Genomic DNA, 22,406 nt, shown 5'->3' with positions numbered 1-22,406 from the left:
GACCGGTCGCGGGGCTCAGCGGCGGCGGACGCGGTGCAGGCGGAACGGCTTGCGGGTGGCCCGGACCGCCGGCGTCTCGCGGGGCACCTCGGCCAGCGAGCCGGCGGGCAGGTCGGCGCCGGCGAGCGGCTCCCCGGCCGGGGCCAGCCGGTTCACGGCGCAGCCCTCGGCCGCCCAGCGGGCCACCAGGTCGGCGGTCGGCCCGGGCGCGTTCAGGCGCTTCGCGGCGACCAGCGGGGCGGTGGTCTCCCAGTGCTCGGTGCCGGGCGCCAGGCGGCTCACCCGGGCCGGCCACGTGACGATCCGCCCGCCGTGGTCACCGCGGAGGGTGACCTGCGCCTCGGTGGCGGCGGCCAACCCCGGCGCGGACTGCTCGCCCGGGCCGCTGACCACGAAGAGCGCCCCCTCCAGGGGCACGCACCAGAGCGCGAGCGCCGGCCCGCCGGGCACGCTCACCCAGGCCACCGCGGCCTTCTTCATCGCCTCGTCGACCAGCGGCGTGCTGGTCCGGTCCGCGTCGGTCACCCCGGCATCCTCCCGCACCCGCCCCGGTCCCGTCAGCCTCACCCGGTCCACCGGGTCGGCGCCGGCCACGGCGCCACCGGCCGGCCACCGGGGTCAGCCGACGAAAGGGGGGACCATGATCTCGCCCCGGGCCACCGGCATCACGTGGCCCGCCACGGTGGCGCCCACCGCCTGGCCACCGGCGGCGGTCACCGTGCAGGCCAGCACGGACGGGCGGTTGATCTCGATGCCCTGGTGGACGGTGTACTCCGCGCGTCCGTCGGCGGGCAGCAGGCCGCTGGCGACCAGCCACACCCCGAGCCCCAGGGCGGCCGAGCCGGTGGCCGGGTCCTCCGGCACACCGAGGCCGGGAACGAAGACCCGGGCGTGCGCGGTTTGTGCGGCGGCGTCCCAGGAGAAGACGCTGACGTGCTCCACGCCGTACCGCTGTGCCGCCGCCGCGTTGACCCGGGCGCGGGCCACCGCGTCCGGACGGACCGGGAGGTACGGGAACTCCAGCCCGCAGCCGGCCACCCGGGGCGCCGGACCGACGTGGTCGTCCGCGTTCAGCCCGGCCATCTCCAGCAGCGGCTCCGGGTCCAGCTCGGGGCCGAGAGTGGGGACGCCGCCGGTCAGCGTCGCCCCGGTCGCGGTCACCTCGATCGGGAGCACGCCGGCGCCGCACTCCTGGGTGACCTGCCCCGCACCGAACATGCCCCGGCGGCTGGCGGTCACCGCCGCGCCGACGCTGGGGTGCCCCGCGAAGGGCAGCTCCTCGGCCGGGGTGAAGATGCGGGCCCGGTAGGTGGCGCCGACCTGGGTGGGCGGGAGCACGAACACCGTCTCGGAGAGGTTGAACTCACACGCGAGCGCCTGCATCTGCTCGGTGGCCAGCGCTTCGGCGCCGAACACCACGGCCAGCGGGTTGCCGGCGAACGGGCGGTCGGTGAAGACGTCCACGATCTCGTAGGCCAAGGTCGACATGTTGATAAACACTAGGCGCTTAGGCTGGTGCCCGTGACCACGCCGACCCGGATCTACATCGCCCGCCTCGCCGGGGTCGCCGTCTTCGACCCCAACGGCGACCAGGTGGGCCGGATCCGCGACGCCGTGGCCCGGCTGCGACCGACGCAACGCCCACCCGAGGTGGTCGGTCTGGTCGCCGAGATGCCGATGCGGCGGCGCATCTTCCTCTCCATCAACCGGATCACCTCCATCGACTCGGACGCGGTCGTGCTCGGCACCGGCACGCTCAACCTGCGGCGCTTCGAGAAGCGACCGAACGAGTTGCTCGTGCTCCAGGAGCTGCTCGACCGGCGGGTGCAGGTCGAGCCGGGCGGGCAGCCCGGTTCGGTCGTCGACGTGGCGATGGAGTGCAGCCGGGGCGGCGAGTGGTCGCTGACCCGGGTGGCCGTACGCGAGCAGACCGGCCGGCTGACCCGCCGGGGTCACCTGCACCAGGTCGAGTGGGAACGGGTACGCGGGCTCAGCGGCATCGCCGACACCCGGGGCACCGCCAACCTCCTCGCGGTGCTGGAGGACATGCGCCCGGCCGACCTCGCCAACGCCCTCCAGGACCTCCCCGACGCCCGGCGCAACGAGGTCGCCGCCGCGCTGGACGACGAGCGCCTGGCGGACGTGCTGAGCGAGCTGCCGGAGCACGACCAGGTGGAGATCCTGGCCGCGCTGGACCGGGAGCGGGCCGCCGACGTGCTGGAGGAGATGGATCCGGACGACGCGGCCGACCTGCTCAGCGAGCTGCCGCCGCCGGAGCAGGACGTGCTGCTCGACCTGATGCAGCCGGACGAGGCCGACCCGGTGCGTCAGCTGCTCAAGTACACGCCCGGCACGGCGGGCAGCGTGATGACCTCCGAGCCGGTCATCCTGCCGCCGGACGCCACCGTCGCCGAGGCGCTGGCCCGGATCCGGGAACCGCAGCTCTCGCCCGCGATCGCCGCGCAGGTCTTCGTGTCGCGGGCGCCGATGACCACGCCGACGGGCCGCTACCTCGGCATGGTGCACTTCCAGCGGCTGCTCCGCGAGCCGCCGGCGGACCTGCTCGGCGGGGTGGTGGTCAACGACATCGACCCGCTGCGGGCGACCACCCCGCTGCCGGAGATCACCCGCCGGATGGCCACGTACGACCTGGTCGCCATGCCGGTGATCGACCGCAACAACCGGCTGGTCGGCGCGGTCACGGTCGATGACGTGCTGGATCACCTGCTGCCCCGCGACTGGCGGGACCGGGACGCCGGCGCGAGCCCGACCCCCTCCGAGCCGGTGGGCGGCGCGGATGGCTGACCAGCGGCGGGCGCAGCGGCTCGACCAGCCGCGCGAGCCCAGGGGCGTCAAGCTGCCCCGGTTCGACCCGGAGGCCTTCGGCCGGTGGTCCGAGGGCATCGCCCGGGGGATGGGGACCGCGAACTTCATCGTCTACATGACGATCGTGATCGCGTTGTGGTTCGGCTGGAACACCCTGGCCCCGGCGCACCTGCGCTTCGACCCGTACACCTTCACGTTCCTGACCCTGATGCTGTCCCTGCAGGCCAGCTACGCGGCCCCGCTGATCCTGCTGGCGCAGAACCGCCAGGCCGACCGGGACCGGGTGTCGCTGGAGGAGGACCGCCGGCGGGCGACCATGCAGAAGGCCGACACGGAGTACCTGGCCCGCGAGATCGCCGCGCTGCGCAACGCGATGGGTGAGGTGGCGACCCGGGACTTCCTCCGCTCCGAGCTGGCCCGGCTGGCCGAGGAGCTGGACGAGGCGAGCCACCGCCGGCAGCGGCTGGAGCGCCGCCAACAGGAGCGGGCCGCGCAGCGCGAGTTCGGCGGGGAGGGGCTGGACGAGCCCCGCGACGACCTGGACGGGGACTGGGCCCGGGACGGCCGGCCGGAGGGCCGGGACGCGTGAAACGCCGCTTGCCCCAAGGGGCCGGGCGAGCGGCGTTCGCCTCGATCGTCCCACTTCGCGCCGTACGCCGTCCACCCCCAACCGCGGTCATCGATTCGCTCACACCGGGCCGCGCTGGCGGCGGTGCGGCGTCGCCGCCGACGTAGCATTGCGGGCATGTCAGCACCCGTCAGCACCGTCTCCGACGCGATCCAGGCCGCGCTGGCCACCGTCAACGACCCGGAGATCCGCCGGCCCATCACCGAACTCGGCATGGTCCGCTCCGCCGAGGTCGGCGACGACGGCGTCGTACGGGTCGAGCTGCTGCTCACCGTCGCCGGCTGTCCGCTGAAGGACAAGTTGCGCTCGGACATCACCGCGGCGGTCGGCGCGGTGCCCGGGGTGACCGGCGTGGAGATCGAGTTCGGCGTGATGAGCCCCGAGCAGCGCCAGGGGCTCCAGGCGAAGCTGCGCGGCGGCGGCGCCTCCCAGGAGCCGGTCATCCCGTTCGCCCAGCCGGGCTCCCGCACCCGCGTGTACGCGGTCGCCAGCGGCAAGGGCGGCGTCGGCAAGTCCAGCGTGACGGTGAACCTGGCCGCGGCGTTGGCCGCCCGTGGGCTCTCCGTCGGGGTGGTCGACGCGGACATCTACGGCCACTCGGTGCCCCGGATGCTCGGCGCGGACGGCCGCCCGACCCGCGTCGAAGACATGATCATGCCGCCTCAGTCGCACGGCGTGAAGGTCATCTCGATCGGCATGTTCACCGCCGGCAACGCCGCCGTGGTGTGGCGCGGCCCCATGCTGCACCGTGCGTTGCAGCAGTTCCTCGCCGACGTCTACTGGGGCGACCTCGACGTGCTCCTGCTCGACCTGCCCCCGGGCACCGGCGACGTGGCCATCTCGCTGGCCCAGCTGCTGCCCAACTCCGAGATCCTGGTCGTCACGACGCCGCAGGCCGCCGCCGCCGAGGTGGCGGAGCGGGCCGGCGCGATCGCCCTGCAGACCCACCAGCGCGTCGTCGGCGTCATCGAGAACATGTCCTGGCTGGAGTTGCCGGACGGCTCGCGCATGGAGGTCTTCGGCTCCGGCGGCGGCCAGACGGTCGCCGAGTCGCTGACCAAGACCATCGGCGCCCAGGTGCCGCTGCTCGGGCAGATTCCGCTCGACACCCGGGTCCGCGAGGCCGGCGACGAGGGCACCCCGATCGTGCTGGCCGAGGCGGAGTCGCCGGCCGCGAAGGCGCTGGGCCAGGTCGCCGACCGGCTCGCCCTGCGGCGCGAGTCGCTGCTCGGCAAGCCGCTGGGCCTCAAGCCCGCCGGCCGCTGACCGCCCGCCGGCCGCTGACCGCCCGCCGGCCGCAGCCGGCGCTGTCGCCACCCGCACGGGGGCGGCGTTCCCCCGGGAGCGCCGCCCCCGTCGCCGTTTCCTGACGGGCGTACGCCGGGCGCCGCCGTCGTGGCTGACGCGGTGGCGGGATCAGGTGGCGTCGTCGTAGCTGACGCGCGGCGCGGGGGCCGGGGCGCCGCCGGTGGCGGTGCCGGGCCGGGCGCCGTTCGACCGCAGGTCCGCGGCGGAGGCGACGTCCTTCAGCTCGTTGTGCACGCCGGTGACGTCCGCGCGGAGGTTGTCGTAGACACCCTGCAGCGGCTTCCGGATCGCCTGCTCGTCCTCCTCGCTGAGCAAGTGCTTGCGGATGAACGCCTTCGGGTGCAGATCCTCCAGCTGGATGTCGGTGCCCAGCTCCCGGCTGAGGTCGGTGGTGGCGTTGCGGGCCATGTTGCGCAGGTTGCGCACCATCCGCAGGCCGTCGCTGATCACCGCGGGCAACCGGTCACCGAAGATCAGCAGCGCCAGGAGCAGCAGCCCACCGATCTCCCACCAGTTCAGGTTGTCGAACACTGCGCGGGCCTCCTCTCGGCGTCAGCAGCAAGACTACGCACGTCGGACGCCGCGCGGGGAGGGGGTGACCGGGCGTTACTTCGCGTCTGCGGCCAGCGTCACGGAGGCGTTCTGCCGGCTGGAGCCCCGACGGTACTCGACGGTCACCACCGAACCGGGCGCGAACTTGCGCACCAGGGCGATCAGGTCGGTCGGCTCGGTCATCGGCCGCCCGTTGAGCTTCAGGATCACGTCGCCGGCCTTCAGCCCCGCGCCGGCCGCCGGCCCGGACGGCTCGACGGCCGCCAGGCGTACGCCGGCCCCGCCGGTGCCCGCGCCCGGCCCACCGACCTGGGCGCCGATGACGGTGCGCCGGGCCTTGCCGGTGCCGATGATGTCCTGGGTGACCCGCTTGGCCTGGTTGATCGGGATCGCGAAGGCCAGGCCGATGTTGCCCGCCTCCTGCCCGTCCGAGACCAGCGACTTGATCGTCGAGTTGACGCCGATCACCCGGCCCGCGCCGTCGACCAGCGGGCCGCCGGAGTTGCCGTGGTTGACCGCCGCGTCGGTCTGGATCGCCGCGTAGTAGCGCGTGGGGCCGCCCGGCTCGCCGGCCTGCATCGTCCGGTCCAGCGCGCTGACGATGCCGGCGGTGACCGTGTTGGCCAGCGAGAGCGGCGAACCGATAGCCAGCACGGGGTCGCCCACGGCCAGGGCGTCGGAGTCGCCGAACTCGACCGGGCGCAGGCCGGTGCGGGAGACCTTGATCACCGCGATGTCGGACTCCGGGTCCTGCCCGACCACCGTGGCCGGGGCCGAGCTGCCGTCGTTGAAGACCACCGACGCCTTGCCGGTCGCCCCCGCCACCACGTGGTCGTTGGTGATCACGTGCCCGTCGGCGCTGGCGATGAAGCCGGACCCCTCGCTCGTGCCGCCGAGGCTGGCCACCCGGACGGTCACCACGCTGGGCAGCACCCGTTCGGCCACCCCGGCGAGCGACTCGGGCCGGCGCTGGGCCAGGCCGGGGGCCTGGGGGTCGGCGCCGAGCACCGTCCCACCTGCGGCGCCGCCGCGGACCGCGAAGGCGTACCCGAGCGCGCCGCCGAGGCTGCCCGCGAGCAGCGCGGTGATCAGTGGGATGAGCAGCAACTGCCGCAGCGTCGGCCGGCGCGGGGCGTCCGGGTCGCTGACCGGCTCCGGCTCCGTGCCGGGAACCGGTGCGGCCGGCACCACCACGGCGGCCGGCGCGGCCGGATCGCGCCACGGGTCGGCGAGCGCGTCGGACCACCAGGGCGAAGTCGGGCCGCCCGTGGCGCCCTGCGGCGCCGTCGGCGGCCCCACCGGCGGGTATCCGGGCCCCGGCGGTCGCGCCGGTGCCGGAGTTCCCCCCGGCTGGCGCCAGTCCCAGCCGTCGGTCACGTCGGTGCCTCCCAGTCCTTCCCCGGATCCCGCGCTCCACGGACCCGGCGAGGGGGTCGCCCGGTCGCGATCGACGGAATGCCGCTTCCAGGATTACACGGATGCCGCGGACTCAGTCACCGGTTGCCGGCCGTGATCGTCAGGTGGCGGACGCGCGGCTGCGCCCGTTCGGCGTCGCCTCTAGGCTCACAGTGCCCACCCGCCCCCGCACCACTCGCGCCGCCCGGAGGTGTGTCATCGCCACGGTCGCCGGTTCCGGCACCTCGACGGCCCAGACCCTGCAGTTCGCCGAGTCGTACGTGACCGAGGATCTCGTGCTGCGCACCGCCCGCAGCCTGGCCCGGGAGGTCGGCCTCGACGCGGTGACGCCCGGCGCCGGCGCGGCGCTGCGGCTGCTCGCCGCCGCCGGCAGCGCCCGCGCGGTGGTGGAGATCGGCACCGGCACCGGGGTCAGCGGGGTCTGGCTGCTGCGCGGCATGCGCGCCGACGGCGTGCTCACCACCATCGACGTGGAGGTGGAGCACCAGCGGATCGCCCGCCGGATCTTCGCCGAGGCGGGCTTCGCCGCCGGCCGCACCCGGATCATCACCGGCCGGGCGCTGGACGTGCTCCCCCGGCTCGCCGACGGCGCGTACGACCTGGTCTTCGTCGACGCCGAGTCGACCGGGTTCGCCGCCTGCGTCGACGCGGCGCTGCGGCTGCTGCGTCCGGGTGGCGTGCTGGCGCTCAACGGCATGCTGGCCGACGGCCGGATCGGCGATCCCGCCGCCCGGGACGTCGAGACGGTCACCATCCGGGAGACCGTCAAGGCGATCCGGGAGTCGGAACACTGGATCCCGGCGCTGCTGCCGGTCGGCCACGGGCTGCTCGCCGCCGTCAAGTGCTGACCCGCCGCCGGCCCGCCGGGGGCCGGCGGCGCCCGCCGGTCAGCCCAGCGTGCCCAGCCAGCGCAGCAGCGAGCGTACGCCCCAGCCGGTCGCGCCCTTGGTCAGCTCGGCGTCGTCGCCCTCGGCCCACGACGGCGCGGACATGTCCACGTGCAGCCACCGGTCGCGCAGCTCGCCGGTGAACTCGCGCAGGAACAGGGCGGCCATCACCGAGCCCGCGCCCCGGTCCGGGGAGCTGTGCAGGTCGGCCAGCTCGCTGCCGAGGTACTCGGTGTAGTCGGCGGGCAGCGGCATCCGCCAGGCGGCCTCGCCGGCGGCGTCGATCGCGGCCAGCACGTCGGCGGCGAGCCCGTCGTTCTCGCTGTAGAGCGCGCCCGTCCGCTTGCCCAGCGCGACCGCGTTCGCGCCGGTCAGCGTGGCGAGGTCGATCAGCAGGTCGGGCTTGAGCTCGGCGACGGCGTAGGCGAGCGCGTCGGCGAGGACCAGCCGCCCCTCGGCGTCGGAGTTGGTGGTCTCGCTGGTCGTGCCGCCGTAGTGGCGGATGACGTCGCCGGGGCGGAACGCCGAGCCGCTGAGCATGTTCTCCGCCAGCGGCGTGAGCGTCGTGACCCGGACGGGCAGCCGCAGCGCCGCCGCGCCGAGGGTGGCCGCGACCACCGCTGCCGCGCCGGCCATGTCCTTGCGCATCAGCTTCATCGCCGGCACCGGCTTGATCGAGATGCCGCCGGTGTCGAAGGTGATCCCCTTGCCGACCAGCACCACGTGGGTACGCGCGTCGGCCGGCCGCCAGTCCAGCTCGACCAGGCGCGGGCCGCTGGCCGAGCCGGCGCCGACCGCGAGGATCCCGCCGAAGCCCTCCGCCGCCAGCTCCTCCGGGCCGCGTACCCGCAGGTGCAGGTCCGGCACGTCGACGTCGGCCGCCGCGACGGCCACCTGACCGGCGAACCACTCGGGGTTCTTGGTCGAGGAGGGGGTGTTGGTGAGGTCGCGGGCGAGCCGGGTCATCCGGGCGGTCGTGCGGGCGGCCTCGACGGCCGTCGCGTACGCGTCGGGGTCGGCCACCACGACGTCGACCCCGGCCAGCGCGGGAGCACCGCCGGAGTCGGTCAGCCGGAACCGGTACGACGCCAGCAGCAGCCCCTCGACCAGTCCGCGTACCGCCGCCGGGGTGGCCCCGGCCGGCATGGCCAGAGTGACGCGCGTCTCATCGCGGGCGGCCCGGGCCAGCGCCGCACCCGCCGTCCGCCAGCCCGCCTCGTCGCCCGCACCGATCCCGAGCAGCAGCAGCCGGCCGGGGTCACGCCCGGGCCGGAGCTGCGCGTGGAACTCGCCCGGTCGGCCGGTCGAGCGCGCGGCCGGGACCAGGGCGGCGGCCTCCTCGGCCACGCCGTCGGGCAGCGCGACGTCGGTCGTGGCCGGCCGGGCCGGGGCGTCGTCGGTCGGCCCCGGCCGGACGGGCAGCACGAGGGTGTCGGGCCGTTCCGGCTCGACGAGCAGACGGATGGCGAGCACGCGGAGCCGTACCTCCAGAAGAGCTCGCGGAGCGCGCTCCGCGGGAAATGAAGACCCTGAGCCACCGGCGGGGCCGGTGGCTCAGGGGTTGACGAAACGTCCGCGCGGGCGCGCGGACCGCTCCTCGGTCAGCCGGCGGCCGCCTTGAGCGCGTCACCGAGCGCGTTGGCCTCGTCGGGAGTCATCTCGACGACGAGCCGGCCACCGCCCTCCAGCGGGACCCGCATGACGATGCCCCGGCCCTCCTTGGTGACTTCCAGCGGACCGTCGCCCGTCCGCGGCTTCATCGCCGCCATGTTGTCTCCCCTCAGACCTACACCAGGGTCGGTGGGTTGCCCCACAGCCACTTCGTCTTGACCACCCGCAACCTACGCGGGGGTGTCGACCAACGATTTTCCCTGATGAACACCGCCGGACCCAAACCGAAGCAGCATTGATGTAACAGCATCTAGCTTATCCTGAGAAGGCCTGTCACAATGTGCGGTCATGCAGGCACGGTCGGCACTCTTCGACCTGTACGGCGACCACCTCCGGGCGAGGGGCGGCCGGGCACCCGTCGCCGCCCTGGTCAGGCTGCTGGCGCCGCTCGGGATCGCCCCGCCCGCCGTGCGTACCGCGGTTTCCCGGATGGTCCGCCAGGGGTGGCTGGACCCGTGCCGGCTCACCTCCGGCCCGGGATATGCGATCACACCGAAAGCCGCCCGCCGGCTCGACGAGGCGGCGGCCCGGATCTACCGGACCGGCCGGATCACCTGGGACGGTCGGTTCGACCTGCTGGTACTGGAGGCGCCCAACTCGCGGCGGGAACGGCAGCGTCTGGCCGCCAACCTGACCTTCCTCGGCTACGGCGCCCTGGACGAGTGCACCTGGGTGGCCACCCGCCCCGGCGAGGACGTGGACGTGCTGCTCGACGAGGCGGGCGTGCGCTACGAGCGGTTCACCGCCGCGCACACCTCCGGCACCCCCGGCGCGATGGGCGTCGTCCGGCGCGCCTGGGACCTGACCGAGATCGGCCGGGCGTACGAGCAGTTCGTCGCCGAACAACGGCCGCTGCTGGCCGGCGTCACCGTACGCAGCCCGGACGAGGAGGCGTACGCCGCCCGGTTCCGGCTCGTGCACGCGTGGCGTACCTTCCTGTTCCGGGACCCGCAGTTGCCACCGGCGCTGCTCCCCGAGCGCTGGCCCGGCACGGCCGCGGCCAGTTTCTTCGACCGGCACGCGGCCCGGCTGCGTCCGGCCGCCGACCGGTACGTCGAGCAGTGCCTCGACGCCGGCAACCGCATCGCGCGACAGAAGGGTCGTTAGAACGTGACCGAGCCGCTGCTCGTCGACCGCACCGACGCCGTCGTCACCCTGACGCTGAACCGCCCGACGGCGATGAACGCGCTCGACGTGGCGCTCAAGGAGGCGCTGCGGGACACCCTGGCCGAGCTGGAGACGGACCGCTCCTGCCGCGCGGTGGTGCTCGCCGGCGCGGGCGGGTCGTTCAGCGCCGGCCAGGACCTGCGCGAGCACGTGCAGACGCTGGAGTCCAGCGACGGCAACCCGCTGGACACCGTCCGGGCGCACTACAACCCGATCGCCGCCCGGCTGGCCAACCTGCCCAAGCCGGTGGTCGCGGCGGTGCGGGGAATGGCCGCCGGGGCGGGCGCCTCGCTGGCCTTCCTCGCCGACATCCGCATCGGAGGGCCGTCGACGAGCTTCCTGATGGCGTTCGCCAAGGTCGGGCTCGCCGCCGACACCGGCGCCTCCTGGACGCTGCCCCGGCTGGTCGGCCACGCCAAGGCGGTCGAGCTGCTGATGCTGGCCGAGTCGGTGCGCGCGGAGGAGGCCTGCCAGCTCGGGCTGCTCAACCGCGTGGTCGAGGACGACGAGCAGGTGCTGCCGACGGCGCAGGAACTGGCCGCCCGGCTGGCCGCGGGCCCGACCGTGGCGTACGGGGCGATCAAGCGACAGCTCTCCATCGCCGACGCGGGCACCCTGGCCGACGCCCTGGCGGCCGAGGCGCAGGCGCAGTCGATCTGCGGGGGCACCGCCGACCACCGTGCCGCCACCATCGCCTTCGTCAACAAGCAGAAGCCGGTCTTCGAGGGCCGCTGAGGGGGCCGCGTCGCCAGCCTGCCGCTGCCTGCGGCACCCCCGGGCGTTGTCGGCGCCTCGGCCGGCCCCAGCCGGCGTCGACGCCTTCGTGCGGACCACGGCGGCGTCACCGCGTTCGTGCGGACCCACGGCGGCGCCACCGCGGCCGTGCGGGCCTCGGGTGTCGTCGACGCCGCACGGTCCGCCTGAACACACCGCCGACGCTTCACGGGCCGGGCGTCGCACCTCGGGCCCGGCGGGCTTCGTCGCGGCGACGTCACCCGCGTCGGGTCAGTCGTCCTCCTCCGGATCCTGGTTGGCCTCCGCGCCGAGCACGAACGCCTGCATGGCCAACTCGTCGCCGGAGGGCGAGACGAAGGCGGGCAGCTCACGCGGCCCCAGCTCCTGCACGTACGCCCAGAACAGCCGGACCGCCTCGGCGGGTGACGCGGCCTCGATCGGCAGGTCGAGGCTGACCAGCCAGGACCGCCGCTGCGGTGGCGGACCGAGCCGGTCGGCCAACTCCCGGAACACGGTCGGGTCGAGCGCGGTCACCGGCCCGTCGAGCGCCACCGCCTCGGCCGGCACCGGCTCGTCGAAGGCCCGCCGGGTGTACGCCACCACGAGCGGCGCCTCGACCCGCTCGGACAGCGGATCGTCCGGGTCCTCCCGGTCCTGGCCACTGGCCGCGGTGACCCGCCCCAGCGCCACCAGCCGGGGCGGCTCGTCGACCAGCACCGCCACCCGGTCGCCGGGGCGGGGCCGGTCGGCGTCGGCCAGGCCGCTCAGTTCGAGCGTGTCGTGGTGGACGAGCCGCTCGGCCTCGTAACGTGCGCTGGTCAGCAGCACGGCCCAGGCGGCGCCCGTGCCGTCGGCGGGGGCCGCCCCGTCCACCCGGTGCGCGGTGTCGGTCGTCATGGTCTCCATCCCATCACGCCGCCTCGGCCGCCACGACGTGGCAGCCCGCAAGGTGGTCGTCGACCATCCCGGTGGCCTGCATCAGCGCGTAGGCCGTGGTCGGGCCGACGAACCGGAAACCCCGCTTCTTGAGGGCCTTGGCCATCGCGGTCGACTCGGCGGTCAGCGCGGGCACCTGCGCGAACGACGTGGGCCGGGCGGGCCGGGGCGGCGGGGCGAAGGACCAGAGCAGCGCGGAGAGCCCCTCGGGCAGTTCCAGCGCCGCCCGGGCGTTGGCGATCGCCGCCTCGATCTTGGCCCGGTTGCGGACGATGCCGGCGTCGGCGAGCAGGCGGGTCACGTCGGCCTCGCCGTAGCCGGCCACGGCCTCGATCCGGAACTCGTCGAAGGCCAGCCGGAACGCCGGGCGTTTGCGGAGGATGGTCAGCCAGGACAGGCCCGACTGGAACGCCTCCAGTGTGATCCGTTCGTAGAGCGCGTCGTCACCGTGCAGGGGCCGGCCCCACTCGGTGTCGTGGTAGGCGGCGTAGTCCGGAGTGCTGGTCCCCCAGCCGCAGCGCGGCAGCCCGTCGGCGCCGATCACCAGGTCAGTCACGCGTACACGCTAGGACACGGGCCCGACGGGTGCCTCGCCCCCGGCGTCGTACGCGCCCCGGAGACAGGATCTCTGTCAGACCGAGGTCAACGACATCGGGGCGTCCCGGTCGACCCGACACCCCGACTGTCGGGGATGTCGAGTCGATCACGCAAATCGTCCGCGATCACGGCAGCCGCCCCTGCTCGACCAGCCGGCCGAACTTCCTCAACGCCTGGGTCAGGCCGAACTTGGACCCCGGCCAGAGCACCGGCCAGGCCACCCGCCCGGCCGGGCCGCCGGGCACGTGGAACCACTCGTGCCAGACCACCTGGGTGCGGTCCCGCGCCAGCGGCGTGCAGCGCAGCACGCCGGGGCCGCGCAGCAGCTTCCCGCAGTGCACGACGCGGACCTCGTAGGGCGCGTCCACCTGGACCACCCGCATCTCGTCGCGCAACACGGCGGGACCGAGCGCGGTGACCGCCTCGACCAGGCTGCCCTCGCCGCCGTCCCCCTCGACCACCCGGACGGTGGTGAACGGGATCCAGTCCGACTGCCGCTCCCACGCGGTCAGCGCCGCGAAGACCCGCTCCGCCGGCGCGTCGACGATCACCGTGGCGGTGACCTCGCCGGCGCCGGGCTGGGCCGCCTCGCGCAGGTTGTCGCCGCCCTCGCGACCGGTCACGCCGACTCCGACCGGAGCACGGGCCCCTGCCGCCCCGCGCCGCCCGCCGGCGCCGTCGCGCCGTCGTCGCCCGCCGGTGCCGTCTCGCCGTCGTCGCCCGGGCCGGTCAGGTCCTCGCGCCGGGGCTCGCCTGGCTCTCCCCGGGTGGGCGGCTCGGCACCCGCCCGGTCGACGCGGTCCGCGGCGCCGTCGCCGCCCGCCGGGTCGGCTGGCGCGTCGCCGGGACGGGCGGCGGCACCCGTCGGCGTCGCGTCACCCGGCGCCGATCCGACGCCCGGGGCGGCGAACGCGGGGACCGGCTCGACGACCACGTCCCTGTCTCCGGTCGCGGCCGGCCGGTCGACCCCGACCGGCACCGTCCCCCGGGCCTCCGGCGACGGCTCGGCGGCGGTCGTCCCGGCCGCCTGCTCCCGGGCGCGGCGCAGGGCGTCCGCGTCCGCCGTCCGCCCCTCGCGCAACGCGGCGACCTCGGCCTCCAGCACGCCGATGAGCTCGGACTTGTAGCCGATGTCGTAGGCCGCCCGGCGCATCGCCTGGTCGACCTGGTCCATCCGGTAGCCCCGCAGCGCGGTGTCGAACCGGACCTCGCCCACGTCGGCCTCGCGCAGCGGGCGGGCACCCGGCAGCGGCACGGCGCGCCCGTCCGGCTCGGCCGGCACCAGGCCGGGATCCCGGCCGGTGACCAGCACCGTCACCCCGAACACCACGGCCGCGACGGTCAGCGCCACGACGAGCAGGAGCAGAACCCGATCCATGCACAGATCGTGGCATGTCGAACGGATCGGAGCGAGCCCACCACTCCACCGACCTGTCCGACGGCCACGCCCCGACCTTGGCACCGGACGGGCCGGCGCGACGGCGGACCGGTTAGCGTCATGATCGGCCCACGGCGGGGACGGGTCGACGGCGCGGACCTTCAGGAGGCGACATGGCCGGGACGCTTCGGCTCGGTGGGCGCACGTTCGGCCCGGGCGAGTTGGTGGTGATGGCGATCGTCAACCGGACGCCGGACTCGTTCTTCGACCAGGGCGCGACGTTCGCCCAGGACAGCGCGCTGCGCGCGGTGGAGCGGGCGGTCGCGGAGGGCGCGGAGATCATCGACATCGGCGGGGTCAAGGCCGGCCCGGGCGCGGAGGTCGACGTGGCCGAGGAGATCCGGCGCACGGTGGCGACCATCGCCGCCGTCCGGGCCGCCTTCCCCGACGTGGTGATCTCGATCGACACCTGGCGGGCCGAGGTCGCGACGGAGGCGGTGGCCGCCGGCGCCGACCTGCTCAACGACACCTGGTCCGGTGCCGACCCGGCCCTGGCCCGGGTGGCGGCGGAGACCGGCGCCGGGCTGGTCTGCTCGCACGCCGGGGGCCTGGCGCCACGGACCCGGCCGCACCGGGCCGCCTTCCCGGACGTGGTCGCCGACGTGGTCGCGACGGTGACCGGGCTCGCCGAACGCGCGGTCGGGTTGGGCGTACGAACCGACGGGATCCTGATCGACCCGGCGCACGACTTCGGCAAGAACACCCGCCACTCCCTGGAGATCACCCGCCGGCTCGACGAACTCACCGACACCGGCTGGCCACTGCTGGTCGCCCTGTCGAACAAGGACTTCATCGGCGAGACGCTGGACCTGCCGGTGGCCGAGCGGCTGGAGGGAACGCTGGCGGCCACCGCCGTCTCCGCCTGGCTGGGCGCCCGGGTGTTCCGGGCGCACCAGGTCCGTCCCACCCGCCGGGTGCTCGACATGGTCGCCTCGATCCGCGGCGACCGTCCGCCCGCGGCGACGCGGCGCGGCCTCGCCTGACGGGCGAGTCGGACCGGCGAGGTCGGGTCAGGTCCAGCGCAGGATGTTCTTGCGCCACGCGTAGAGGATGCCCAGCGCCAGCACCGCGACGAAGACCGCCATCTCCACGACCGTGACCAACCCGAACCCCGGCCGGTCGAAGACCACGGCCCACGGGAAGAGGAAGACCGACTCCACGGCGAACAGCACGTAGAGATACGCGTACACGTAGTAACGGATCTGCATCTGCGCCCAGTCCGCGCCGACGGGGTCGAGGCCGCACTCGTAGCTGGTGCGCTTGCCGAAGGGATCCGCCGGACGGGCAGGACGTAACACCCGGTTGGCCGAGAACGCAGTAACAAAAAAGAGGACGCTGGCGAGCAGCAGAAGCCCGAGCGTCGCGTACGAGCCCAGGTAACCGGTCACGGTCGATCAGCCTACCGCCCCGCGCGGTCGGCCGAGCGTTACGGATTTGTTTCCGGGCGGGACTAGTGACACTGAACAACAGTTGTCGAATATTGAACCCTCACTCATCGTCACCGGAGGACAGATGGCCCGCGTGGACGTACGGCCCGGCCGACGGGTGCGTGACCGGCGCACGGTGCCCCTGCTGGCGATCTCGCTCGCGGTCGGACTGACGGCCGCCGCGGTGCCGGGCTGGGCGACCGCGGCCACCATCCCCGCCCGGCTCGCCACCCCCGCGACGGAGCCGGCCGGCGAGCCCGGCGAGGAGCCGCCGACGGCGGACCCGACCGACACCGGCGTCCCCACCGAGGCGCCGTCGACCGCGTCGCCGCCGCCGGAGACGACGCCGCCGGTCGCGACGACCGAACCGGCCCCGACGACCACGGCCCCGCAGGAGCCGGCGCCGACCACCACGCTCCCGACCGCCAGCACGCCGCCCCCGCCGCCGTCGGCGCCGCCGGTCCGACCGTCCGTGCCCGCTCCGGGCAGCTCGTCGCTGCCCCCGGTCGGGGTCCGCGTCACCACCGAGGACGTCACCCTGACCTCCGCGTACTGGAACGCGCCGAGCACGGTGACCACGCTGCGGGTGACCGTCACCAACACCGGGGCCGCCCACGCCCGGATCCGGCTCGCCTACACGCTCCCGGCCGGGCTGACCGACGCCGGCACGAAGGGCTGCGCGGACGCCGGCGGCGGGGACCACCGCTGCGGGGAGTGGACGAGCGCGCCGGGCGCCCGGTTCAGCACCCTGCTCCGGGTACGCGTCAGCGGCGACGCCTGGCGGCAGATGCCGCTCAGCGGCTCCGTCCGGGTCACCGCGACCGCCCCCGGCGCGGCCCCGGCGAGCGACAACGAGGGCTTCGCCGTGCTCTTCCCGCCCGGTCCGCCGGTGCCCGGGATCAAACTGGAGGCCGGCGAGGTCGCCTTCGACATCAGCGGCGGGGCGAGCGCGCTGGACGTACGCCTGGGCAACACCGGCCGGGTCGACGCCGCCGGGCGGATCGAGGTGGTCCTGCCGGCCGGGGTGACCGTGCCCGCGCCCCCGGCTGACTGCACCGCCGTCAGCCCGGCGCGCACCCGGTGCGACCTGGGCACCGTTCCCGCCGGCCGCACGGCCCACCTGCGGCTGCCGGTCTCCGCGACGCCCGAGGCCCAGCGGCAGGCCCCGCTGGCCGGCGCGGCGCTCGGGCGGCTCGACCCGCGCACCGGCCGGGCCCGGCAGGTGCAGATGAGCTTCCGGATCACCGCGGCCGCCGCCCTGGCCACCCCGGTGGCGTCGCCGCCCGCGCCGACCGGGTCGCAGGGCGTGCTGGCCGCCAACGCCCCTGCCCTCGGCGACGGCGGCCAGACCAGCTCGGTGCGGCGGACCGCGATCATCCTGATCACGGTCTCCGCGCTGCTGGTGGTGCTGGCCCTCGCGCTGGCGACCACTTCCCTGCGGCGGCGGATGGGCGCGCCGGTGATCGAGCGGTCGCCGGCACCCGCGCCGACGGACTGACCCCCGGGAGGCGTCGGTCGGCCCGGTCCGGCCGGCCCCCGGTGATCTGGATTACGGCGCGCGGGTGGAAACGCCGCAAACCGGTGTGGAACCCCGCGCGATCTGATCCCACAGGGCGGCCTACGAGAAAGTAGGGACGACGATCCGACGTAGGCTCTCAGGTGAGGAACTACAGCGGACCGGGCCTGCCCCGCGCAGGTCTGGTACAGCGGTGCGTCAAGGAGGTCACGTGGCCGGGCTAGGCGAGGTCACCATCATGTTCAGCCGCCCGCGCGACCGCGCACAGCGAAGCGAGGTGCAGGCGTGACCAAGCAGATCCGTCAACTGGACCGGGTGGTGATCCGGTTCGCCGGTGACTCCGGCGACGGCATGCAGCTCACCGGCGACCGGTTCACCTCGGAGACCGCGCAGCTGGGCAACGACATCTCCACCCTGCCGAACTTCCCGGCGGAGATCCGGGCCCCCGCCGGCACCCTGCCGGGCGTGTCGAGCTTCCAGGTGCACTTCGCCGACTACGACATCCTGACCCCCGGCGACGCGCCGAACGTGCTGGTCGCGATGAACCCGGCGGCGCTCAAGGCCAACCTGGCCGACCTGCCGCGCGGGGCGGACATCATCGTCAACACCGACGAGTTCACCAAGCGCAACCTGGCCAAGGTCGGCTACCAGGCGAACCCGCTCGAGGACGACACGCTCGCCGGCTACGTGGTGCACCCGGTGGCGCTGACGTCGATGACGGTCGGGGCCCTCGCCGAGCACGACGTGTCCAAGAAGGACGCGGAGCGGGCCAAGAACATGTTCGCCCTCGGCCTGCTCTCCTGGATGTACAACCGGCCGTACGAGTCGACGCTGCGCTTCCTGGAGCGCAAGTTCGCCGCCCGCCCGGAGCTGGTCGCGGCGAACGTCGCGGCGTTCCGCGCCGGCTGGAACTTCGGCGAGACCACCGAGGACTTCGCCGTCCGCTACGAGGTCAAGCCGGCGAAGATGCGGCCGGGCACCTACCGCAACATCACCGGCAACGCGGCCCTCTCGCTCGGCCTGGTGGCGGCCGGCGTGCGCTCCGGGCTGCCGGTCTTCCTGGGCGCCTACCCGATCACCCCGGCCTCGGACATCCTGCACGAGCTGAGCAAGCACAAGCGCTTCGGCGTGCTCACCATGCAGGCCGAGGACGAGATCGCCGCGGTCGGCGCGGCACTGGGCGCGTCGTACGGCGGCTCGCTCGGCGTCACCACCACCAGCGGCCCGGGCGTGGCGCTCAAGAGCGAGACCATCTCCCTCGCCGTGGCGCTGGAGCTGCCGCTGGTCATCGTCGACGTGCAGCGGGCCGGCCCCTCCACGGGCATGCCCACCAAGACCGAGCAGGCCGACCTCAACATGGCGCTCTACGGCCGCCACGGCGAGGCCCCGGTCGCGGTGATCGCGCCGAAGTCGCCGGCGGACTGCTTCCACGCGGCCATCGAGGCGGCCCGGATCGCGCTGACCTACCGCACCCCGGTCATCCTGCTCTCCGACAACTACGTCGCCAACGGCTCCGAGCCGTGGCTGCTGCCCGACGTCGAGTCGCTGCCGGACCTGCGGGTCGAGTTCGCCACCAGGCCCAACGGCGAGGACGGCACGACGTTCCTGCCCTACCTGCGCGACCCGGAGACCCTGGCCCGGCCGTGGGCCATTCCGGGCACCCCCGGGCTGGAGCACCGCATCGGCGGTCTGGAGAAGGCCGACAAGACCGGCGACATCTCGTACGACCCGGCGAACCACGACTTCATGGTGCGCACCCGGGCGGCCCGGATCGAGACGATCCCGGTGCCGGACGTCGAGGTGGAGGACCCGGACGGCGACGCCCGGGTGCTGGTGCTCGGCTGGGGCTCGACGTACGGGCCGATCGGCGCGGCGTGCCGGGGCCTGCGCCAGCGCGGCCACGCCATCGCCCAGGCGCACCTGCGGCACCTCGCCCCGATGCCGGCCAACCTCGGTGAGGTGCTGCGCTCCTACGAGCGGGTGGTCATCCCCGAGATGAACCTCGGCCAGCTCGCCCACGTGATCCGGGCCAAGTACCTGGTCGACGCGATCGGCTACAACCAGGTCCGCGGCCTGCCGTTCACCGCCGCCGAGCTGGAGACGATGCTGGAAGAGGTCCTGAAGAATGTCTGAGCCCGTCGCCCTCAAGCTCACCGCCAAGGACTTCAAGTCCGACCAGGAGGTGCGCTGGTGCCCCGGCTGCGGCGACTACGCGATCCTCGCCGCGATCCAGCAGTTCATGCCGGAGCTGAACATCCCGCGTGAGCGGATCGTCTTCGTCTCCGGCATCGGCTGCTCGTCCCGCTTCCCGTACTACATGAACACCTACGGGATGCACTCCATCCACGGCCGCGCCCCGGCGATCGCCACCGGCCTGTCGGCCTCCCGTCCCGACCTGTCGGTCTGGGTGGTGACCGGCGACGGTGACGCCCTCTCCATCGGCGGCAACCACCTGATCCACGCGCTGCGCCGCAACGTCAACCTGAAGATCCTGCTGTTCAACAACCGGATCTACGGCCTGACCAAGGGGCAGTACTCGCCGACCTCCGAGGTCGGCAAGATCACGAAGTCGACCCCGGCCGGCTCGGCCGACGCCCCGTTCAACCCGCTCTCGCTCGCCCTCGGCGCCGAGGCCACCTTCGTGGGTCGCACTATCGACTCCGACCGCAAGCACCTCCAGTCGGTGCTGCGGGCCGCGGCGGAGCACCAGGGCTCGGCGTTCGTGGAGATCTACCAGAACTGCAACATCTTCAACGACGGCGCGTTCGACCAGCTCAAGGAGCCGGCCACCCGGGACGACTACCTGATCAGGCTGGAGCACGGGCAGCCCATCACGTTCGGCAAGGACGGGCAGTTCTGCGTCGTGCACCCGCCGGGCGGGTTCGGCCTGGAGGTCCGGGAGACCGCCTCGGTCAGCCCCGGGGAGATCGTCGTGCACGACGCGACGGTCGCCGACCCGGCGTACGCCTTCGCGCTGTCCCGGCTGCCCGGCCTCGACCTGCGCAACACCCCGATCGGCGTGTTCCGCTCGGTGGACCGGCCGTCCTACGACAGCGTGGTGCAGGGGCAGCTCGACGCGGCGAAGGCGACGGTGACCGAGACCCCGGAGCAGCAGCTCGCCGGCCTCCTGGCCAGTGGGGACACCTGGACGATCCTCTAGACGGCACCGGCAGGCCACGCTCCTCGGCGAGGAGCGTGGCCGGCCGTCGCGCTTCCGGGTCCGCGCCGGATCGGCCACGGCCCGAGCCGACGGGCCCGACGGCTCGCGATCCGGACAACGACGCACGGGCAGGCGGGGCCCACGTCGGGCGTACGGAGAAGGGCCCGCAACCGGCGACGGTTGCGGGCCCTTCTGTTACGGCTGGTGCCGACCCGATCAGAAGATCAGGTTGAACGAACCCCAGCCGCTGGAGATCACCTTGCCGCTCGCGTCGATCCACTGGCCCTTGCCATTGGTCGTGTAGAGCCGCATCTGGTTGTTGCTGTTGACGCCCAGCATGTCCATCATGTTGTCACCGCTCCAGTCGCCCGGCGTCATGATGTGCTTGAAGCCGCCCCAGCCGCTGCCGATCTGGGTGCCGGCCGGGTTGGTCCAGCCGCCCTTGCCATCGGACTGGTACATCTTGAGGACGCCGGTCGAGGTACGACCGATGATGACCTCGAGCCCGTCGCCCTTCCAGGCGCCCGGCGTGAGGAACAGGTTGAACCCGTTCCAGCCGGTGCCGATCCGGGTGCCTGACGGGTTCTCCCAGCCGCCCGCACCATTGCTGGTGTAGCGGACGAGGTCGCCGTTGGACTTGCGGACCAGCAGGCTCGGGCGGTTGTTGCCCATCCAGTTGTTCGTCACCATGAGCGCGGTGAAGCCCGCCCAGCCGGTGCCGATCAGCTTGGCGCCGCCAGAGAAGTTGCCCTGGCCGTCGGTGTTGTAGAGGTACAGCTCGCCCGTGGTCTTCATCGCCATGATGGACGGCCGCTTGTCGCCGTTCCAGTTGTAGACGCGGAAGACCCGCTTGAAGCCGCCCCAGCCCGAGTTGAGCTGGCGCGACATGTAGAAGCCGCCGTACCCGTCGTTGCTGAACCCGCTGCCGTAGTAGAGCCGCAGGTTGCCTCCGCTGTCCCGGGCGATCAGGTCGGTGTGACCGTCGCCGGTCCAGTCGGCGTTGACCAGCGGCGGTCGGGTGAAGTCGGCCTTCACCGTGCTGACGTAGTTGTTCAGCCGCACGTAAAAGCCGGGGGCCTCGCCGCACTTGTAGCCCCAGCTGGTGACACCGACCTGCTTGCCGCCGACCAGGATGGGCCCACCCGAGTCTCCGTTGCAGGTGTCGCTCTGCGGCGCCCCAGGCAGGCCCGCCCCGGCGCAGAACATCTCGCCGGGGTAGTAGTGCCCGGGAACGTTGCAGTACGAGTCGGACTGCATCGGCACCGTCGCCTTGCGCAGCCGGCTGTCCGCAACCTCGCCCTCAACCTCCAGCCCGGTGGCGCCGTAGCCGGCAATCACCGCGGAAGTGCCCGCCACATACGGCGTCTGGTCACCCTGGGTGCCCATGGCGACCGGAGTGTACTCGGCGGGAAGGTCCTGCTTGAGGGTGATAACCGAGAGATCGTTGCGGATCGGCGCCTCCGGGTCGGCGTACTGCTGCGCCAGGTTCCAGTTCGGGTGGGTCCATGTGGACGCCACCTCGGCGACGTACCCGCTGGTGTTCAGGATGTTGCCGTAACGGTCGAGAAGCTGGTCGTTGCCGGCGATGACCCGGGTGGTTCCCGGCCCGTCGGTGACGCAGTGCGCGGCCGTCAACACCTTGTTGGGGGCGACGATCGTGCCGGTGCACCAGTACCAGTAAAACTCGCCGTCGACCCGCAGCGTGGTGACGACGCCGACGATGTAGGGGAACTCCGACGCGCTGGCGAACTCCCCCTTGACGATGCGTGGGGACGCACCGGTGCCGGACTGGAACCGCGGTCCCTTGGCGCCCGGCGAGGGCAGTTCGAGCTTGCCCTTCTGCAGGTTCGGCAGCTTGTCCAGGCTCTGAGTCCCGGACCCGCTCGCCGCGTCGTACACGCCGTCCCCGGCCGGGGCGGCCTGAGCGACGGTAGCGGGCGCGACGAACGCCGCACCGGCGAGGGCGAGGCCCACGATGCCGGCCGACAAACGCCGTCTGGCTCCTGCGGATGTTGCCACTTCAGCCACTGATTGGTTTCCCGTCGTTCGATTAACGAGGCGCTCGGAACGGCTCAGCGGAATGCGCCCGACCGGACGGGATGACGACGTTCGACGCCAGGGCATCAGCCCATGTGCGAAAGA

The 22,406-nt window shown here is 73.7% G+C and carries 22 protein-coding genes; 10 read left to right on the top strand and 12 right to left on the bottom strand.

Translation table 11 applies throughout. The features are described 5' to 3' along the window. Positions 1 to 15: 15 nt before the first annotated feature. Both ACGF7U_RS02650 and ACGF7U_RS02645 read right to left on the bottom strand, forming a co-directional pair. On the bottom strand, positions 16 to 525 hold the full coding sequence (locus tag ACGF7U_RS02650) for a hypothetical protein (protein WP_393102322.1): 510 nt from the start codon (positions 523 to 525) through the stop codon (positions 16 to 18). Positions 526 to 618: 93 nt separating this feature from the next. Then, on the bottom strand, positions 619 to 1,488 hold the full coding sequence (locus tag ACGF7U_RS02645; RefSeq protein ID WP_393102321.1) for a PhzF family phenazine biosynthesis protein: 870 nt from the start codon (positions 1,486 to 1,488) through the stop codon (positions 619 to 621). A 33-nt stretch (positions 1,489 to 1,521) separates the two neighbouring features. Between ACGF7U_RS02645 and ACGF7U_RS02640 the strand changes: the two genes are divergently transcribed. The 3 genes from ACGF7U_RS02640 to ACGF7U_RS02630 all read left to right on the top strand — a co-directional run bounded on the left by ACGF7U_RS02640 (position 1,522) and on the right by ACGF7U_RS02630 (position 4,720). Further along, the gene (locus ACGF7U_RS02640) at positions 1,522 to 2,805 is read left to right on the top strand and encodes a magnesium transporter MgtE N-terminal domain-containing protein (RefSeq protein WP_393102320.1); all 1,284 of its coding nucleotides are present in this window, start codon (positions 1,522 to 1,524) and stop codon (positions 2,803 to 2,805) included. Further along, positions 2,798 to 3,415 (top strand): DUF1003 domain-containing protein, encoded by a 618-nt coding sequence (locus ACGF7U_RS02635; protein WP_393102319.1) that lies wholly within the window; start codon positions 2,798 to 2,800, stop codon positions 3,413 to 3,415. The genes ACGF7U_RS02640 and ACGF7U_RS02635 overlap by 8 nt, the downstream gene beginning before the upstream one ends. 156 nt (positions 3,416 to 3,571) lie before the next feature. Beyond that, positions 3,572 to 4,720 (top strand): Mrp/NBP35 family ATP-binding protein, encoded by a 1,149-nt coding sequence (locus ACGF7U_RS02630; protein WP_393102318.1) that lies wholly within the window; start codon positions 3,572 to 3,574, stop codon positions 4,718 to 4,720. A 150-nt stretch (positions 4,721 to 4,870) separates the two neighbouring features. On the opposite strand, the gene ACGF7U_RS02625 is transcribed toward ACGF7U_RS02630, so the two are convergent. Further along, on the bottom strand, positions 4,871 to 5,293 hold the full coding sequence (locus ACGF7U_RS02625; RefSeq protein ID WP_393102317.1) for a preprotein translocase subunit TatB: 423 nt from the start codon (positions 5,291 to 5,293) through the stop codon (positions 4,871 to 4,873). Positions 5,294 to 5,368: 75 nt separating this feature from the next. Then, positions 5,369 to 6,691: a S1C family serine protease gene (locus ACGF7U_RS02620; protein ID WP_393102316.1), complete on the bottom strand. Its 1,323-nt coding sequence runs from the start codon at positions 6,689 to 6,691 to the stop codon at positions 5,369 to 5,371. Between the two features lie 299 nt (positions 6,692 to 6,990). Between ACGF7U_RS02620 and ACGF7U_RS02615 the strand changes: the two genes are divergently transcribed. Next, positions 6,991 to 7,578, top strand: coding sequence for an O-methyltransferase (locus tag ACGF7U_RS02615; RefSeq protein ID WP_393102911.1), 588 nt, complete (start codon positions 6,991 to 6,993; stop codon positions 7,576 to 7,578). A 39-nt stretch (positions 7,579 to 7,617) separates the two neighbouring features. On the opposite strand, the gene ACGF7U_RS02610 is transcribed toward ACGF7U_RS02615, so the two are convergent. After that, a complete protein-coding gene (locus ACGF7U_RS02610; RefSeq protein ID WP_393102315.1) occupies positions 7,618 to 9,090 on the bottom strand; it encodes a leucyl aminopeptidase family protein in 1,473 nt (490 codons plus the stop codon). 128 nt (positions 9,091 to 9,218) lie between these two features. Further along, the gene (locus tag ACGF7U_RS02605) at positions 9,219 to 9,386 is read right to left on the bottom strand and encodes a DUF3117 domain-containing protein (RefSeq protein WP_007455245.1); all 168 of its coding nucleotides are present in this window, start codon (positions 9,384 to 9,386) and stop codon (positions 9,219 to 9,221) included. 190 nt (positions 9,387 to 9,576) lie between these two features. On the opposite strand from ACGF7U_RS02605, the gene ACGF7U_RS02600 reads away from it, so the two are divergent. After that, the gene (locus ACGF7U_RS02600) at positions 9,577 to 10,395 is read left to right on the top strand and encodes a PaaX family transcriptional regulator C-terminal domain-containing protein (protein WP_393102314.1); all 819 of its coding nucleotides are present in this window, start codon (positions 9,577 to 9,579) and stop codon (positions 10,393 to 10,395) included. A 3-nt stretch (positions 10,396 to 10,398) separates the two neighbouring features. Then, positions 10,399 to 11,190 carry an enoyl-CoA hydratase/isomerase family protein gene (locus ACGF7U_RS02595; protein WP_393102313.1) on the top strand — a complete coding sequence of 264 codons (792 nt, stop codon included), beginning with the start codon at positions 10,399 to 10,401 and terminating at the stop codon, positions 11,188 to 11,190. A gap of 270 nt (positions 11,191 to 11,460) precedes the next feature. On the opposite strand, the gene ACGF7U_RS02590 is transcribed toward ACGF7U_RS02595, so the two are convergent. The 4 genes from ACGF7U_RS02590 to ACGF7U_RS02575 form a co-directional block, all read right to left on the bottom strand. Further along, positions 11,461 to 12,087, bottom strand: coding sequence for a hypothetical protein (locus tag ACGF7U_RS02590; protein WP_393102312.1), 627 nt, complete (start codon positions 12,085 to 12,087; stop codon positions 11,461 to 11,463). 13 nt (positions 12,088 to 12,100) lie between these two features. After that, positions 12,101 to 12,682 (bottom strand): DNA-3-methyladenine glycosylase I, encoded by a 582-nt coding sequence (locus ACGF7U_RS02585; RefSeq protein ID WP_393102311.1) that lies wholly within the window; start codon positions 12,680 to 12,682, stop codon positions 12,101 to 12,103. Between the two features lie 166 nt (positions 12,683 to 12,848). Continuing rightward, the gene (locus ACGF7U_RS02580; RefSeq protein WP_393102310.1) at positions 12,849 to 13,346 is read right to left on the bottom strand and encodes an SRPBCC family protein; all 498 of its coding nucleotides are present in this window, start codon (positions 13,344 to 13,346) and stop codon (positions 12,849 to 12,851) included. Beyond that, complete coding sequence (locus tag ACGF7U_RS02575) at positions 13,343 to 14,101, bottom strand: DivIVA domain-containing protein (protein WP_393102309.1); 759 nt, start codon at positions 14,099 to 14,101, stop codon at positions 13,343 to 13,345. The genes ACGF7U_RS02580 and ACGF7U_RS02575 overlap by 4 nt, the downstream gene beginning before the upstream one ends. Before the next feature lie 173 nt (positions 14,102 to 14,274). Here ACGF7U_RS02575 and folP point away from each other — a divergent pair, with 173 nt between their 5' ends. Continuing rightward, positions 14,275 to 15,144 (top strand): dihydropteroate synthase, encoded by an 870-nt coding sequence (gene folP, locus ACGF7U_RS02570; RefSeq protein ID WP_393102308.1) that lies wholly within the window; start codon positions 14,275 to 14,277, stop codon positions 15,142 to 15,144. Between the two features lie 27 nt (positions 15,145 to 15,171). Here folP and ndhC read toward each other — a convergent pair whose 3' ends face one another. Beyond that, complete coding sequence (gene ndhC / locus ACGF7U_RS02565) at positions 15,172 to 15,549, bottom strand: NADH-quinone oxidoreductase subunit A (RefSeq protein WP_393102307.1); 378 nt, start codon at positions 15,547 to 15,549, stop codon at positions 15,172 to 15,174. Between the two features lie 124 nt (positions 15,550 to 15,673). Here ndhC and ACGF7U_RS02560 point away from each other — a divergent pair, with 124 nt between their 5' ends. The 3 genes from ACGF7U_RS02560 (at position 15,674) to ACGF7U_RS02550 (ending at position 20,264) form a co-directional block, all read left to right on the top strand. Further along, positions 15,674 to 17,086: a hypothetical protein gene (locus tag ACGF7U_RS02560; RefSeq protein ID WP_393102306.1), complete on the top strand. Its 1,413-nt coding sequence runs from the start codon at positions 15,674 to 15,676 to the stop codon at positions 17,084 to 17,086. A 303-nt stretch (positions 17,087 to 17,389) separates the two neighbouring features. After that, positions 17,390 to 19,237, top strand: a complete 1,848-nt coding sequence (locus ACGF7U_RS02555; protein ID WP_393102305.1) for a 2-oxoacid:acceptor oxidoreductase subunit alpha — start codon at positions 17,390 to 17,392, stop codon at positions 19,235 to 19,237. After that, on the top strand, positions 19,230 to 20,264 hold the full coding sequence (locus tag ACGF7U_RS02550; RefSeq protein ID WP_393102304.1) for a 2-oxoacid:ferredoxin oxidoreductase subunit beta: 1,035 nt from the start codon (positions 19,230 to 19,232) through the stop codon (positions 20,262 to 20,264). The genes ACGF7U_RS02555 and ACGF7U_RS02550 overlap by 8 nt, the downstream gene beginning before the upstream one ends. A 216-nt stretch (positions 20,265 to 20,480) precedes the next feature. Here the strand turns inward: ACGF7U_RS02550 and ACGF7U_RS02545 are convergent, their stop codons facing one another. Further along, positions 20,481 to 22,253 carry a trypsin-like serine protease gene (locus tag ACGF7U_RS02545; RefSeq protein ID WP_393102303.1) on the bottom strand — a complete coding sequence of 591 codons (1,773 nt, stop codon included), beginning with the start codon at positions 22,251 to 22,253 and terminating at the stop codon, positions 20,481 to 20,483. Between the last annotated feature and the right edge of the window lie 153 nt (positions 22,254 to 22,406).

Origin of the sequence: Micromonospora sp. NPDC047670 (genome assembly GCF_043204915.1) — a bacterium.
GTDB lineage: Bacteria > Actinomycetota > Actinomycetes > Mycobacteriales > Micromonosporaceae > Micromonospora.
This window is presented reverse-complemented; position numbering and strand designations above follow the sequence as displayed.